A 15211-nucleotide genomic window follows, 5' to 3' on the forward strand; every position below is an offset into this window, starting at 1 on the left:
TTTTTCATGGTAAGCCTAATTGGTATGGCCCAAGAACAACTTAACGACTACAAATACATTATTATTCCTAAGAAGTTTGACGGCTTCAAAAAGGTTAACCAATATCAGACCAGTACTTTGGTAAAGTATTTATTTACTGAAGAAGGGTTTCAAACGGTTTATGAAGATGAATTACCTAGCGAGTTAAACAATAATAGATGTTTAGGGTTAACGGCAAATCTCATAGATGATTCGTCAATGTTCTCTACTAAAACAGGCGTTGTTCTAGAGAATTGTAAAGGAGAAGAAGTTTATGCAACTGCTATAGGCAAGAGTAAGGAAAAGGACTATAAGTCCGCATACGGAGAAGCTTTAAGAAATGCCTTTAAGTCATTAAATACTGTTAGCTATAGTTATAATGGTAAGGCGGATAAAACTGAGCCCGTAACCGTAAGCATGCAAAACGATGTAAAGCAGATAGAAGAAAAGGCAGAGTCTTACGAGCCAAAAAATAAACAGCCTATGGTTCAGCAAGAAGCTACAAGAGAAAATCAAAGTTATAAGGATAATAGACCTAAACCCTCTAACTTAAAAAGTTCTGTTCAAGCGCCACCTGCTGTTCCATCTGCATCTAGCGTGGTAATTAGTGCAGAGAAATCTGCTAAGGGTGCACTTTACGCACAGGAAATTCCAAACGGATTTCAGTTGGTAGATAGTACGCCAAAAATTCAATTAAAAATATTCAAGACTTCTTTGCCAAATTACTTTATAGCCGAAGGCGATAGTGAAAATGGAGTAGTTTATGAGCAAGGAGGAAAATGGTTTTTTGAGCAATATGTTGACGGAAAACTGAAAACAGAAGAATTGACCGTTAAGTTTTAATGGTCATACTTACCTTTCCATCTATTCTTTAAAAAATCTTTAATCGCATTTTCGCGGGAGTTATTTCCGGGTTGATAGAATGGTGTTCCCGATATTTCATCAGGAAGAAACTCTGCATTTACGAAGTTGTTGTCGTAATCATGAGCATATTGGTATTCCGCTCCATACCCTAAATCTTTCATTAATTTGGTAGGTGCGTTTCGCAAGGGCAGCGGTACGGATAGGTCTCCGGTTTCTCTAACTTTCTGCTGTGCCTTTTTAATCGCCATATAACTGGCGTTACTTTTTGGAGATGTCGCCAAGGTATACTGCACACTGACTGAGAATTATACTCGCTTCGGGATATCCTATTGTGGTAACCGCCTGAAAAGCATTATTGGCAATAACCAAAGCAGTAGGGTTGGCAAGGCCAATATCTTCAGAAGCTGAAATAAGAAGCCTTCTGGCAATGAATTTTATGTCTTCCCCACCTTCAATCATTCTAGCCAGCCAATAAACGGCACCATTAGGATCACTTCCACGAATAGATTTTATAAAAGCAGAAACAATATCATAGTGTTGTTCCCCCGTTTTATCATAGAGTACCGTATTTTTTTGAACCTTGCTCATAACGAGCTTATCAGTAATTACTATAGTATCGCCAGGTTCGGAATTTACCACGAGCTCAAAAATATTCAGCAATTTTCGTCCATCACCACCAGAGAGTCGCATAAGAGCCTCGGTCTCTTTTAAATCTATTTTTTTTGACTGAAGGTATTTATCCTCTTTAATAGCCCTTTTAATAAGATTTTCTAAGTCATCTTTCCCAAAGGCATTCAAAATATAAACTTGACAACGCGATAGGAGTGCTGGAATGACTTCAAAACTTGGGTTTTCAGTAGTAGCTCCAATCAATGTAACCCAGCCTTTCTCTACAGCTGCTAAGAGCGAATCTTGTTGTGATTTGCTAAAACGATGTATCTCATCAATAAATAAAATTGGGTTTTTTGCTGTGAATAGACCTCCACTTTTCTTTGCCTTCTCTATTACTTCACGAATATCTTTAACTCCGCTATTAATTGCGCTCAGCACGTAGAAAGGGCGCTGACTTTCTGTTGCGATGATATTGGCCAAAGTGGTTTTACCCGTTCCAGGAGGTCCCCAGAGAATCAGTGAAGGGATAATGCCTCTTTTGATTTGGTTTGTTAAAGAGCCTTCTTTACCCACCAAATGGTTCTGGCTAATATAGTCCTCTAAGGTTTTAGGGCGAATGCGTTCAGCTAAAGGTTCGTTCATAGTGCAAAAGTATAATAAAGTTGGCAGAAGATTGTTTCATATAGAAAGGCAAACGTGCTTTTTTACAAGTTGGGTGCTTGTCTTCAATACGTGACTATTTAGCAGTCCGGTAAGAGTTGGCCAACTTATTGCTAATTTTAGAATCTATGTCTGAAAACACCTATTTTAAATTTACCAATAGTGTCATTATTGCCCCTTTGTTGGCAGTAATTACTATTTGGACGGTGTTTTGGGTTGAATTGCGCTTCAAAATCAACCTAAATGACTATGGCATATACCCACAGCGAATTTCGGGCTTAAAAGGCATTGCTTTTAGTCCGTTTATTCATGGTTCGTTAGAACATCTCTATAATAACACTATTCCATTGGCCATTTTGACTGCCTCGTTGTTTTATTTTTATAGAAGTATTGCGCTACGGGTACTTTTTATTGGCGTTTTAATTTCCGGTTTGTTTACTGTCAATAGGTAGACCTTCCTATCATATCGGTGTCAGTGGTGTTATTTACCTTTTAGCAAGCTTTATATTTTTTAAAGGAATTTTTACCAAGCACTATAGGTTAGTAGCTTTATCTTTAATTGTAGTTTTTATCTACGGTAGTATGTTATGGTATATTTTTCCGGTTGAAGATGGAATTTCTTGGGAAGGGCATTTGGGAGGTTTCTTAGCAGGTCTTATGCTAGCATTTGTGTTGAGAACGGAAGTGCCGCCCATAAGAAAATATGCGTGGGAAGAAGATGATTATGATGAAGAAGCAGATGCGTTTCTGAGACAGTTTGATGAAAATGGAAATTTTATAGAATTACCGCCCGAAGAAGTCATTCCCGAAGAATCAGTTCGAATTACGTACCACTTCAAAGAAAATAAAGAGAGTGGTTCTTTAGAATAAGAGTGGACTACACTTTTTGAAACTGCTTTGAATTAAGATTTAGCTGAAGTTCTTTGTCTTACGGCTTCATATAAGAATACGGCACAAGCAACAGAAACATTCAAAGACTCAATTTCACCCAATAAAGGCAACTTAGCAAGATGGTCCGCGGCCTTTAAGGTAGAGGGGGAGATACCCCGATCTTCAGATCCCATTATTATAGCTGAAGGACCTGTAAAATTAACATCATAAACAGATGTTTCCGTTTTCTCGGTAGCACCAACTACGCTTATGCCACTTGCCTGTAAGTAATAAACGGCATCTTTAATGTGGTCAACTTTCGCAATAGGTACTTTAAAAGCGGCACCGGCAGAAGTTTTAATAGTATCTGCAGTTACGGGAGCAGCACCTTTTTTCTGAATAATGATACCATCAACTCCGGTACATTCTGCAGTTCTTATGATAGCCCCAAAATTACGAACATCTGAAAGTTGATCCAATAATAAGAATAAAGGAGCTTTCTTATCTGCAATGACAGATTCAACAAGCTCTTCAAGTTCGTAAAAAGTAATAGGGGATATGTTAGCAACAACACCTTGGTGGTTGCTTTGTGTCAACCGGTTCAACTTTTCAATAGGCACATAAGAAGAGTTGATTCCATTTTTACGGATCAATCCTTCTAACTCACGTGATAAATCACCTTTAAGACCTTTTTGGACAAACACCTTGTCTATAGGTTCATTAGCATTTATAGCTTCTATGACCGCGCGTATACCGTAAATCTGAGTTGTTTTGTCCATGTGCGCAAAGGTAAATAAAAAAACCACCTCAATTGAGGTGGTTTTCTTCTAATATTTAATAAGATATGATGTTAGTCTACGTCCCAGAAAATTTTGGAAGTCATAGCATCTCCATCGGTTAAAGCACTACGTGCTGCATCCCAATTGGTTCTGTTAAGCAATTGCTCGTTTTGAGGATATGTAACCCTACTTGGTATAGCATCTAAACCAGGAACTAAAGTTGTAAACGTAGCATCTCCAAAAGTATCATAAGGTACGGTTAAAGTATTTGGAAAACCAGTTCTTCTATATAAATTCCACGCTTCCAGACCATCCATATATAAACCTATATACTGTTGAGTTAAAACTGTTTCCTCTGAAGCTGCAGGTAATGTTGCCACATAAGCCGTAATAGCGGCTGCGTCAATACCCCAGTACATCATAGAGGCAGTTACACCACTTTCATAAGTAGCTTGATCCCATCCATTGAATTCTGATCTGATAAATTCTATTTCAGCATAAGTTAAAATGGGTTGAGAAAAATCAGGTTTAATGATTTCAGCATCTGGCACACCTTCATTTGTAACTGCACGAGCAACAGAATTTCCAAATCCATAAGGAATTCCGTAAACTTCATCAGCTACAATAGATTCAGGAGCTGGACTTACGTATTTGTCAAAGAAAGACTCAATTCTAGGATCTTCCATTCCTGCTCCAGTAAATGGCCCAACTCTATTGTACAATAAGTCAGTAAAGGAAAGTGAAGGTCCAAAATCGCGACGAGCACTAACTGTGAACGCATCATGCCATGGTCCGCCTACAATATCAGTAGTTCCAAACATAAATAAAGCGTTGTCATCATTTGACGTGAATGCAGAAGCGTCAGATTGAGCAAAAACCGCATTAGCTAATGTTGGATTCACATCTAAAATATGAGATGCCAGCCTTAAGCGAAGAGAATGTGCAAATTTTATCCATTTGGCATTATCTCCACCATAAATATTATCTCCTGTTGGCATTGTGGTTCCAGAAGCATCAATTGTATTTGCCGCTTCAGCTAACTCAGATAACATGTCTTCATAGATTGTGGCTGCATCTGTGTAACCAGGACTGGCAACACCTTCTTCCAAGCGTAAAGCTTGAAAATCTGGATTATCTATTTGTCCATAACTCCAGTAAGGAACATCTCCAAATGTATCTACTAATTTAGAAAAAGTGTAGGCCATCAAGATTCTTGCGATAGAAATCTGATCACTATTAGATCCATATTGTAGCATTAAAGGCGCAGATTCTGAATCTGTATTCAAATCAATAACTTTTTTTAAATCGCTAAGAATTCTATATGGTTCTTCCCACATATCATCTACCATACTTGTTCGTAGGGCATATCTACTTTCATCTGTATAATCTGCAGAATTCCAGTACTGGCTAATTTGTAAAGTACCTCTACCAGCAACCCACTGATCATTCAATTCAAATGCCAAATCAAATTGTGCATTACTGAATACCTGTGAAGATGGAGCAGATGCCGGACTGTCCGGATCATTTATATAATCGGTATCACAACCGACTACAAACAGCAGAGTTGAAGCTGCTAAAATTGCTAAATTATATTTTTTCATTGTCAATTTTTTTAGAATGATAATTTAAGGTTCATACCATATGATCTAGTAGAGGGTTGTAAACCACCTTCTAAACCTTGAATGTTTCCTGATCCCGTTGATACGGTTTCTGGGTCTATACCGTCATAATCTAACCCCCAAGTGAACATATTCCTTCCAAAAACACTGATTCTAGCAGAATCAAATATTTTCAAGAAATCGTTTTTGAACGTATATCCTAAGGCAAGTTCACGTAATTTGAAAAAGTCTGAATCAAAAACGTTTTGTGCATCTGGAGTTCCGAATCCACCGTAATGCATGTTTCCGTAATCTTGTCCAGAAATATTGGTTGTATTTTCTGCAGTGTCAGTCACTGTATAATTACCGTTATCATCATAGGTAATGGTTCCGGTTACACCATTAAGAACAATACCGTCTTCCCGAATGTTGTTAGCAGCCGTTTCCTCTAACATACCTGAATACATTCCCCACATGTGTGAAGTTGAGAAATATTGACCGCCTTTGCTCATTTCAACTAAAAAGGTAAGGTCTATGTTCTTGTAGTTAAGACTATTTCTTATACCTGCAGTATAATCTGGTTGAACTGATCCTAATGGAACTAAATCTTGTGTAGCAGCATACATACCAGTACCAGCATCAATAACTTTGTTTCCAGCATCATCATATATAAAATCACTTCCCATTATGGTTCCATAAGGCTGCCCAACAGTGGCTAATAATTGAACTTGAAAAGGAGCACTTGTTAGATTAATAGATTCAAGCCCTTCCCTAAGTGATACTAATTCGTTCTCATTTTTGGCATAATTAACATCTATTTCCCAAGAGAAATTTTCTGTTTTAATTGGTTTTAAACCTATTTGAACTTCAATACCTTTATTGGTCATTTCACCAGCGTTAATCCATTGCGCTCCATAACCAGTACCATAAGAAAGATCAACAGGTATAATCTGATCAATAGTGGAATTGTTGTAGTAAGTTACATCCAAGTTAACTCTATTTTTAAGAAAACTTAGTTCAGCACCTAATTCCCATGTTCTAGTGGTTTCATTTTTGAGCTCAGCATTTAATAAAGTATTAGGCACGGTTACACGGCCTTCCCCATTAAATGGAGTATCTAACGTTAAAGTGCTAATTACTTTGTAAGGATCTGCGTCATTACCTACTTCAGCCCAGTTGGCGCGAAGTTTTCCGTAGTTAAACCAACTCGTATCCGGGATTATTTCACTAAATACCCAAGCTAAAGAAGCTGATGGGTAAAAATATGAATTGTTGTCATCAGGTAGTGTAGAAGACCAATCGTTACGAGCAGTTAAATCTATAAATACTTGATTCGCTAAACCTAGGTTCAAACTGGCAAATACACTATTTACTTTTTTAAAGTCTGTGTACGTATCTTGGTCTAAAGGTCCTTTTCCATTATTGATGTTAAAGATACCCGGTAAAGTAAGTCCACCAGTTGTTTCGTTCTTTCTATAATCTAGCTGATAGTCTCTTTGGTTAATACCCGCAAGAGCTTTTAAGTTGAAATAATCTGTAATGTCTTTATTGTAGTTAGCTACAAATTCGTAGTTATACTCTTTAAAGTCATAAGCTCTTTCAGTGTACATTGATTGAGATTGAGAACCTATTGAGATCTTTTCGGTATTTTTAAAGTTATACGTATCTCCATAAGCACTTAATTTAACACCAAAAGCTTCTGTTATTTGGTAGTTGAAACTTGCAGAACCATATACTCTGTTACGCGTATCAGTTGGGTTGTTGTCATATGCCGTCCAGTAAGGGTTGTCAGAATATTTAGGAGTTGCGTCGTTGTAAGCAGACCTGTTCCAAGTTCTCTGACTTCCGTCTTCGTTCTTGTAATCCTTTAGAATATCGTAGTCTAACTGACGCTGACCCCATTGGAAGAATTTTTGCGTAACACTGTTTCCATCGTAACCTATTACTGGTCTGATTCCATCAGTATGAACATAATTCATAGTACCAACAAATGTAACCTTGTCAGAAAGCTTTTGATTAAGATTCAATCTTAAAAAATGCTTGTTAATTTCGGTTCCATAACAGTACCTGTAGATTTTTCATTACCAACAGACATCAGAGAACTTCCTTTATCCCCTCCGCTTGATATGGTGAGGTTGTTGTTGGTAGTTATACCTGTGTTAAAAAAGCTCTCTACATCATTGTCAGGAGCAACCCAAGAACGAGTTTTTAAATAGTCATTAGGGAAGCTTTCTTGATCGTAAGCGTTCCATGCAAGGTACTGAATGCTTGGGTCATACTTAGGTCCCCAGCTTTCATCCACTGCATATTGTGGAATTAGGTAATCTGTCCCATTGATATTGGCAACTTCGAATCCATTTCTGCCACCATCGGCATCAGAAATAATAGCACCTCCACCATATTGTCTTTGTAAATCTGGTAAAATTGCTACATCTGAAAATGTTACAGAGGTGTTTACGGAAATACCAAGTTTTTTGGAAGATTTACCTGTTTTAGTAGTTATTAATACCACCCCATTGGAGGCTCGTGATCCATATAGCGCTGCTGCTGCACCTTTTAAGACAGTTACACTTGCAATACTATTTGGGTCAATATCGTTAATGGTACTACCGTAATCTACACCACCACCACCTCTTTGGGCGTCTGTAGTGTTGAAACCAGAGTTGTCCATTGGGATACCATCAATAACGAATAAAGGTTGGTTCTCGCCAGTAACAGAATTAGCACCACGAATTAAAATTCGTTGTGAACCTCCTAAGTTACCTGAAGGAGAATTAACTTTAAGTCCAGCAACCTTACCTGATAATGCTGAAATAGCATTGTTGTTTTGAGCTGTGCTTAAATCTTCTGAACTTACTTTAGGGGCAGAATAAGACAATGATTTAGCGTCTCTTTCAACACCTAATGCAGTTACTACTACCTCTTCCAATGCCTGAGCATCCTCTGACATTTGAAGGTTGATTGTGTTGGAAGCTCCAACGGCTCGGGTTTCATTTTTATACCCGATGTAAAAAAACTAATTTTTGACCTTCACCTGCTGAAATAGCATAGTTTCCATCAAAATCTGTTTGTGTACCATTTGTGGTACCTTGCACAACAATATTAACTCCCGGTAATGGTAGACCATCTTGGTCTGATACCGCTCCGGTAATCGATTTGTCTTGCGCAAATGAAATCTGCACGATTAACGCCAAAAACAGCGTTAACAATCCTTTTTGTTTTGCTCTCATTTTATAATTATTTGAATTAGCTAGCGCCAAAAGTCATAAATTCACGTTAATAATCCAATTTTTTTTAACTTTAAATTATGCGTGCATAGGTTTTGGGTGTGATAAAATGCCGTTATGGAATAGTTTTTTAAGAAAATGACACATTAAATCGCTTTAAAGTTATAGAAAATGTGATTTTTCAATTTGTATTATGAAATATGACATCGGTTTATGTTAAAAAATTCTGAATTATTCAATAATCGTTAAGTATTAGGAAAACTGGTGATTTAATAAGTTAAGTCTAAAGTTTTTATAAGAATATTCTTGTTAATTAACTTTTTTAGTCATTTTAGTCTGTCTATAATAGGTATTAAAGTGTTTTGTTGCTGTAAGAGCAATAATTTTTTAAGAAAAATGGTATTGGGCAATTTCAAGGAGTCCATCGGAAATTTTTGACCTTTTTTAAAGGTAATTAATTGAGTTTTGCTGTTTTTTGATTTTCAATTTCTTGAGTTAGTAGGTGGTTTGAATTTGCTTTAAAACAAATTTCTTTTAAAATAAACTCGAAAGCATTTGAATTTCTGCGAAATAGTCTTACATTTGCCGACCCTTAAACAAGGGGTTATTTATTCATATATAAGTTAGTATGCCAACAATTTCACAATTAGTACGAAAAGGAAGGTCCACGATTACTAAGAAGAGTAAATCGGCGGCTTTGGATTCGTGTCCTCAAAGAAGAGGTGTTTGTACTCGTGTTTATACGACTACACCGAAGAAACCAAACTCAGCTATGAGAAAAGTAGCAAGGGTAAGGTTGACAAACGGTAAGGAAGTAAACGCTTACATTCCCGGAGAAGGACATAACCTCCAAGAGCACTCGATAGTATTAGTAAGGGGCGGAAGGGTAAAGGATTTTAAGGAGTTAGATATCATATCGTTAGGGGGGCTTTGGATACTGCAGGTGTTGCAGGAAGAACTCAACGTAGATCTAAGTACGGTGCAAAACGCCCTAAGAAGTAAATGAACAAAGAATATTGAATAAAGGTTGAGATGTTGAAGTTTCAATTGGAGTTCAAAATTCTAAACTATTAAGTAATGAGAAAAAAACAGGCAAAGAAAAGACCACTTTTACCAGATCCAAGATTTAGCGATCAGTTGGTAACACGTTTCGTTAATATGATGATGTGGGACGGTAAGAAGTCTATCGCTTTTAGTGTTTTCTATGATGCAATGGATATCGTAGAAGAAAAAAAGACCGATGAAGAGAAGACTGCTTTAGAGCTTTGGAAGGATGCCCTTTCAAATGTTATGCCTCATGTTGAGGTTAGAAGTAGAAGAGTAGGTGGTGCTACATTTCAAATTCCTATGCAAATTAGACCGGATCGTAAGATTTCTACTGCGATGAAGTGGTTGATTAGTTTCGCAAGAAAGCGTAATGAAAAAGGAATGGCACAAAAATTAGCAGCTGAAGTTCTTGCCGCTTCGAAAGAAGAGGGTGCAGCTGTTAAGAAAAGAGTAGATACGCACAAAATGGCGGAGGCTAACAAAGCTTTTTCACACTTTAGATTCTAATCGGAAATGGCAAGAGATTTAAAATATACAAGAAATATAGGTATTGCTGCTCATATTGATGCTGGTAAAACAACAACAACAGAGCGTATACTTTTTTATACTGGTGTTAGTCATAAGATAGGTGAGGTGCACGATGGTGCGGCTACTATGGACTGGATGGAGCAAGAGCAAGAGCGTGGTATTACCATTACTTCTGCTGCTACAACTTGTACGTGGAAGTTTCCTTTGGAGAACGCAAAGGCCCTTGATAATACTAAGGATTATCATTTTAATATAATAGATACACCGGGGCACGTTGATTTTACGGTTGAAGTAAATCGTTCGCTTCGTGTTTTAGATGGTTTGGTTTTTCTTTTTAGTGCAGTTGATGGTGTTGAGCCTCAGTCTGAGACTAACTGGAGATTAGCTGATAACTATAAGGTTCCAAGAATTGGTTTTGTAAATAAAATGGACCGTCAAGGTTCTAACTTCTTAATGGTCTGTAAGCAGGTTATTGAAATGTTAGGTTCTAAGGCCGTTCCAATTGTATTGCCAATTGGTGAAGAAGGAGATTTTAGAGGGATCGTTGATCTGGCTAAAAACAGAGCAATAGTTTGGCATGAAGAAGGCTTTGGAGCTACTTTTGATGTTGTTGATATTCCGGAAGATATGAAAGCGGAGGTTAAGGAGTATAGAGCTGCCTTAATTGAAGCTGTTGCGGAATATGATGAAAACTTAATGGAGAAATTCTTCGAGGATGAAGACTCTATTACGGAAGAAGAAGTGCATGCTGCTTTAAGAGCTGCGGTTATGGATAGAGCAATCATTCCTATGATTTGTGGTTCATCTTTCAAAAATAAAGGGGTTCAGTTTTTGTTGGATGCTGTTTGTAGATATCTTCCGTCTCCAATGGATAAGGAGGATATTGAAGGGACTAATCCGGAAACCGGCGAAGTTGAAAAGCGTAAGCCAAGTGTTAAGGAGCCGTTTTCAGCATTAGCTTTTAAAATTGCTACCGATCCGTTTGTTGGAAGGTTAGCTTTCTTTAGAACTTATTCTGGTCGTTTGGATGCTGGTTCATATATATTGAACAACCGTTCAGGTAAAAAAGAACGTATCTCTCGTATTTATCAGATGCACTCTAATAAGCAAAATGCTATCGATTATATCGAAGCAGGAGATATTGGTGCGGCAGTTGGGTTTAAGGATATTAAGACTGGTGATACTATGTCTGATGAGAAACACCCAATTGTTTTGGAGAGTATGGATTTTCCTGATCCAGTAATTGGTATCGCTGTTGAACCAAAAACAAAAGTTGATGTAGATAAGTTGGGTATGGCTTTGGCTAAATTAGCTGAAGAGGATCCTACTTTCCAGGTTAAAACGGACGAAGCGTCAGGTCAGACCATTATTTCTGGTATGGGCGAGCTTCACTTAGATATTATTGTAGATCGTTTAAGACGAGAATTTAAAGTTGAGGTGAACCAAGGTGAGCCACAAGTTGAATATAAAGAAGCACTTACTAAAACAGCTTCACATAGAGAAACTTATAAAAAGCAATCTGGTGGACGTGGTAAATTTGGTGATATATCTTTTGAAATGAGTCCTGCTGATGAGGATTTCGAAGGAGAAGGACTTCAATTCGTTGATCAAATTAAGGGTGGTCGTATTCCTAAGGAATTTATACCATCTGTTGAAAAAGGTTTTACAGCAGCAATGCAAAATGGACCTTTGGCTGGATTTGAGATGGATTCTATGAAAGTAGTATTGAAAGATGGGTCTTTCCATCCTGTGGATTCTGATGCGCTTTCTTTCGAATTAGCTGCAAAAATGGGTTACAAGGCAGCGGGTAAAGCTGCAGGTGCCGTGGTTATGGAGCCAATTATGAAAATAGAAGTTATTACTCCTGAAGAAAACATGGGTGATATCGTAGGTGATTTGAACCGTAGAAGGGGAACAATTACTAATATGAGTGACCGTGCTGGTGCTAAGGTGGTAAAAGGTACTGTTCCATTGTCTGAAATGTTCGGATATGTAACATCTCTTAGAACACTTTCGTCCGGTAGAGCAACATCAACAATGGAGTTTTCACATTATGCCCAAACACCTTCTAATATCTCTGAAGAGGTAATTAAGAAGTCTAAAGGTATAACAGAATAAATTTAAGACATGAGCCAAAAAATACGGATTAAATTAAAATCTTACGATTACAACTTGGTAGACAAGTCTGCTGAAAAAATCGTTAAAACGGTAAAGACTACCGGGGCTGTAGTAACGGGACCAATTCCTTTGCCAACGCACAAAAAAATATTTACGGTTTTGCGTTCACCGCACGTAAATAAGAAGTCTAGAGAGCAGTTTCAACTTAGTTCTTACAAGAGATTGTTGGATATTTATAGCTCTTCATCTAAAACTATTGATGCCCTTATGAAGCTTGAGCTTCCAAGTGGTGTTGAAGTTGAGATAAAAGTATAGTTTACTGCCTGTCCTTTATTGGATAGGTGACATGTCCCGAGCTGCGTGCGAGGGAAAAACGGATAAAAACAATCAGGGTTGAATTGTTTTGACCCTGTTTTTTTGTCCGATTGTTAGTGAATATTAAATAAGTATATATAAACGGAAAACGGGTTTATTTTAAATCTGAATTCTATAATCTAAAATCAGTATGTCTGGGTTAATTGGAAAAAAAGTAGGCATGACCAGCATCTTTGACGAGAACGGGAAGAATATTCCTTGTACAGTTATTGAAGCGGGGCCATGTGTGGTTACCCAAGTCAGAACCGAAGAAGTTGATGGGTATAAAGCTCTTCAGCTTGGTTTCGATGACAAGGCAGATAAGCGTGCTAATAAGGCCGAAGCAGGTCATTTCAAAAAAGCAGGTTCATCTCCCAAGAAGAAAGTCGTTGAATTTAAAGGTTTTGGTGAGGATTACAAATTAGGAGACACCGTAGGTGTTGATGTTTTTGTAGAAGGAGAATTTGTAGATGTTATTGGTACGTCTAAGGGAAAAGGATTTCAAGGTGTTGTAAAACGTCATGGATTTGCCGGTGTAGGTCAAGCGACCCACGGTCAGCATAACCGTTTGAGAGCTCCTGGTTCCATTGGTGCTGCATCTTATCCTGCAAGAGTTTTTAAAGGAATGAAAATGGCCGGTAGAATGGGTGGTGATAGAGTTACCGTTCAGAATCTTAAAGTTTTAAAGGTTGTTCCAGAAAAGAATCTTTTAGTTGTAAAAGGTGCTGTTGAGGTCATAAGAACGCTTACGTAACTATCGAGAAGTAATGAAGGTAGCAGTTTTAGATATTAAAGGAAAAGAAACAGGTAGAAAGGCAGACCTTTCTGACGCTGTTTTCGGAATAGAGCCAAATGATCACGCTGTGTACTTGGATGTTAAGCAATACTTAGCACACCAAAGACAAGGAACGCACAAAGCTAAAGAGCGTGCGGAAATTTCGGGAAGTACTCGTAAGATCAAGAAGCAAAAAGGAACTGGTACAGCACGTGCCGGTAGTATTAAATCTCCTATTTTTAGAGGTGGTGGTAGAGTTTTTGGTCCTAGACCTAAAGATTATACTCAGAAGTTGAATAAGAACGTTAAGCGTTTGGCTCGTAAATCTGCGCTTAGTATCAAATCTAAAGAACAAGCAATTCTAGTTGTTGAAGACTTTAATTTTGATACGCCAAAGACAAAAGATTTTAAAGGAGTTTTGAAGTCATTAGGACTTGAAAACAAAAAATCATTGTTTGTCTTGGGTGATTCAAATAATAGCGTATATTTGTCTTCGCGAAATTTGAAAGGTTCCGAAGTTGTAACTTCCTCAGAAATAAGTACTTATAAAATTCTTAACGCAAGTAGTATTGTGTTGTTGGAGAGTGCTTTAGAAGGATTGGAGTCAAACTTAACAAAATAGAAAACCATGAGTGTGTTGATAAAACCAATAATAACGGAAAAAATGACTGCTGATAGCGAGTTGTATAATCGTTATGGTTTCGTAGTTGACCCAAGGGCCAACAAGATCCAAATTAAAGATGCGGTAGAAGCTACTTACGGTGTTTCAGTAAAGAAAGTTAGAACCATGAATTATGGTCCATCTAGAAAAACACGTTTCACCAAAACTGGAGTACAGCATGGTAAAACTAATGCAATTAAGAAGGCAATAGTTGATGTGGTAGAAGGTGATATCATTGATTTTTACAGTAATCTATAAAGACAAGAAATGTCAGTTAGAAAATTAAAACCAATAACCCCCGGGCAGCGTTTTAGAGTAGTAAATGGTTTTGACGCCATTACTACTGATAAGCCGGAGAAGAGTTTACTCGCTCCGTTAAAAAAATCGGGAGGAAGAAACAGTCAAGGAAAAATGACCATTCGCCAAAGAGGTGGTGGACATAAGAGAAGGTATCGTGTTATTGATTTCAAAAGAGACAAGCAGGGAGTTTCTGCTGTTGTGGAATCAATTCAGTACGATCCTAACAGAACAGGTTTTATTGCTTTGTTGAAGTATGCGGATGGTGAGAAGAGATATATCATCGCGCAAAACGGATTAGAAGTAGGGCAAGAGCTTAATTCTGGTAGTAATGTAGCTCCTGAAATAGGAAATGCATTGCCAATAAGTGAAATACCATTAGGTACTATTATTTCTTGTATAGAATTACGTCCATGGTCAAGGAGCTGTTATGGCTAGAAGCGCAGGTACTTTTGCTCAGTTAATGGCAAAAGATGGTAAGTTCGTTACGGTTAAGATGCCTTCAGGTGAAACTAGATTAATATTATCTACATGTATGGCTACAATTGGAGCTATATCTAACTCTGATCATCAGTTGTTAGTATCTGGTAAAGCAGGTAGAAGTAGATGGTTAGGTAGAAGACCAAGGACTAGACCAGTAGCAATGAACCCTGTCGATCACCCAATGGGTGGTGGTGAAGGTAGAGCTTCAGGTGGTCATCCAAGATCAAGAAACGGAATCCCGGCTAAAGGTTATAGAACGCGTACTAGGACCAAGAAGACGAATAAGTATATTCTAGAACGTAGAAAGAAATAATAAAGTA

Annotated in this window: 13 protein-coding genes and 4 pseudogenes; 11 read left to right on the forward strand and 6 right to left on the reverse strand. The window is 37.7% G+C overall.

From position 1 onward, the window contains the following. The first annotated feature begins 6 nt into the window (after positions 1-6). Entirely contained in the window at positions 7-861 is an 855-nt protein-coding gene (locus tag Q5W13_RS12360) for a hypothetical protein (RefSeq protein WP_304443198.1), read from the forward strand. Here Q5W13_RS12360 and Q5W13_RS12365 read toward each other — a convergent pair. After that, a pseudogene (locus Q5W13_RS12365) lies at positions 858-2136 on the reverse strand (replication-associated recombination protein A). The gene Q5W13_RS12360 and the pseudogene Q5W13_RS12365 overlap by 4 nt on opposite strands. Positions 2137-2282: 146 nt before the next feature. On the opposite strand from Q5W13_RS12365, the gene Q5W13_RS25045 reads away from it, so the two are divergent. Together Q5W13_RS25045 and Q5W13_RS25050 are read left to right on the forward strand one after the other, a co-directional pair. After that, positions 2283-2606 (forward strand): hypothetical protein, encoded by a 324-nt coding sequence (locus Q5W13_RS25045; RefSeq protein WP_368662242.1) that lies wholly within the window; start codon positions 2283-2285, stop codon positions 2604-2606. 52 nt (positions 2607-2658) lie between these two features. Beyond that, positions 2659-3024, forward strand: coding sequence for a rhomboid family intramembrane serine protease (locus Q5W13_RS25050; protein WP_368662556.1), 366 nt, complete (start codon positions 2659-2661; stop codon positions 3022-3024). Between the two features lie 32 nt (positions 3025-3056). Here the strand turns inward: Q5W13_RS25050 and rlmB are convergent, their stop codons facing one another. From rlmB to Q5W13_RS12395, 5 genes are all read right to left on the reverse strand, one after another. Further along, positions 3057-3803, reverse strand: coding sequence for a 23S rRNA (guanosine(2251)-2'-O)-methyltransferase RlmB (gene rlmB, locus Q5W13_RS12375; protein WP_155594702.1), 747 nt, complete (start codon positions 3801-3803; stop codon positions 3057-3059). A gap of 71 nt (positions 3804-3874) precedes the next feature. Beyond that, positions 3875-5404 (reverse strand): SusD/RagB family nutrient-binding outer membrane lipoprotein, encoded by a 1530-nt coding sequence (locus Q5W13_RS12380; protein ID WP_304443199.1) that lies wholly within the window; start codon positions 5402-5404, stop codon positions 3875-3877. A gap of 11 nt (positions 5405-5415) precedes the next feature. Further along, positions 5416-7428 (reverse strand): TonB-dependent receptor domain-containing protein, encoded by a 2013-nt coding sequence (locus Q5W13_RS12385; RefSeq protein WP_304443200.1) that lies wholly within the window; start codon positions 7426-7428, stop codon positions 5416-5418. 2 nt (positions 7429-7430) lie between these two features. After that, positions 7431-8351, reverse strand: a complete 921-nt coding sequence (locus tag Q5W13_RS12390) for a TonB-dependent receptor plug domain-containing protein (RefSeq protein WP_304443201.1) — start codon at positions 8349-8351, stop codon at positions 7431-7433. Between the two features lie 46 nt (positions 8352-8397). After that, a complete protein-coding gene (locus Q5W13_RS12395) occupies positions 8398-8631 on the reverse strand; it encodes a carboxypeptidase-like regulatory domain-containing protein (RefSeq protein ID WP_304443202.1) in 234 nt (77 codons plus the stop codon). Between the two features lie 625 nt (positions 8632-9256). On the opposite strand from Q5W13_RS12395, the pseudogene rpsL reads away from it, so the two are divergent. The 8 genes and pseudogenes from rpsL (at position 9257) to rplB (ending at position 15204) form a co-directional block, all read left to right on the forward strand. Then, positions 9257-9630, forward strand: a pseudogene (rpsL, locus tag Q5W13_RS12400) (30S ribosomal protein S12). 75 nt (positions 9631-9705) lie between these two features. Then, a complete protein-coding gene (rpsG, locus tag Q5W13_RS12405) occupies positions 9706-10182 on the forward strand; it encodes a 30S ribosomal protein S7 (protein ID WP_155594694.1) in 477 nt (158 codons plus the stop codon). A 6-nt stretch (positions 10183-10188) separates the two neighbouring features. Continuing rightward, a complete protein-coding gene (gene fusA / locus Q5W13_RS12410) occupies positions 10189-12321 on the forward strand; it encodes an elongation factor G (protein ID WP_155594693.1) in 2133 nt (710 codons plus the stop codon). Between the two features lie 9 nt (positions 12322-12330). Further along, the gene (rpsJ, locus tag Q5W13_RS12415) at positions 12331-12636 is read left to right on the forward strand and encodes a 30S ribosomal protein S10 (protein ID WP_008613600.1); all 306 of its coding nucleotides are present in this window, start codon (positions 12331-12333) and stop codon (positions 12634-12636) included. 190 nt (positions 12637-12826) lie between these two features. Continuing rightward, a pseudogene (gene rplC / locus Q5W13_RS12420) lies at positions 12827-13443 on the forward strand (50S ribosomal protein L3). Beyond that, positions 13443-14072 (forward strand): 50S ribosomal protein L4, encoded by a 630-nt coding sequence (rplD, locus tag Q5W13_RS12425; RefSeq protein ID WP_155594691.1) that lies wholly within the window; start codon positions 13443-13445, stop codon positions 14070-14072. The pseudogene rplC and the gene rplD overlap by 1 nt, the downstream one beginning before the upstream one ends. A 6-nt stretch (positions 14073-14078) precedes the next feature. Beyond that, positions 14079-14369 carry a 50S ribosomal protein L23 gene (gene rplW, locus Q5W13_RS12430; RefSeq protein ID WP_038238154.1) on the forward strand — a complete coding sequence of 97 codons (291 nt, stop codon included), beginning with the start codon at positions 14079-14081 and terminating at the stop codon, positions 14367-14369. 9 nt (positions 14370-14378) lie between these two features. Beyond that, positions 14379-15204 (forward strand): annotated as a pseudogene (gene rplB, locus Q5W13_RS12435) (50S ribosomal protein L2). The last annotated feature ends 7 nt before the right edge of the window (positions 15205-15211 follow it).

The sequence above is a fragment of the Zobellia laminariae genome, assembly GCF_030553095.1.
In the GTDB taxonomy this organism is placed as follows: domain Bacteria; phylum Bacteroidota; class Bacteroidia; order Flavobacteriales; family Flavobacteriaceae; genus Zobellia; species Zobellia laminariae.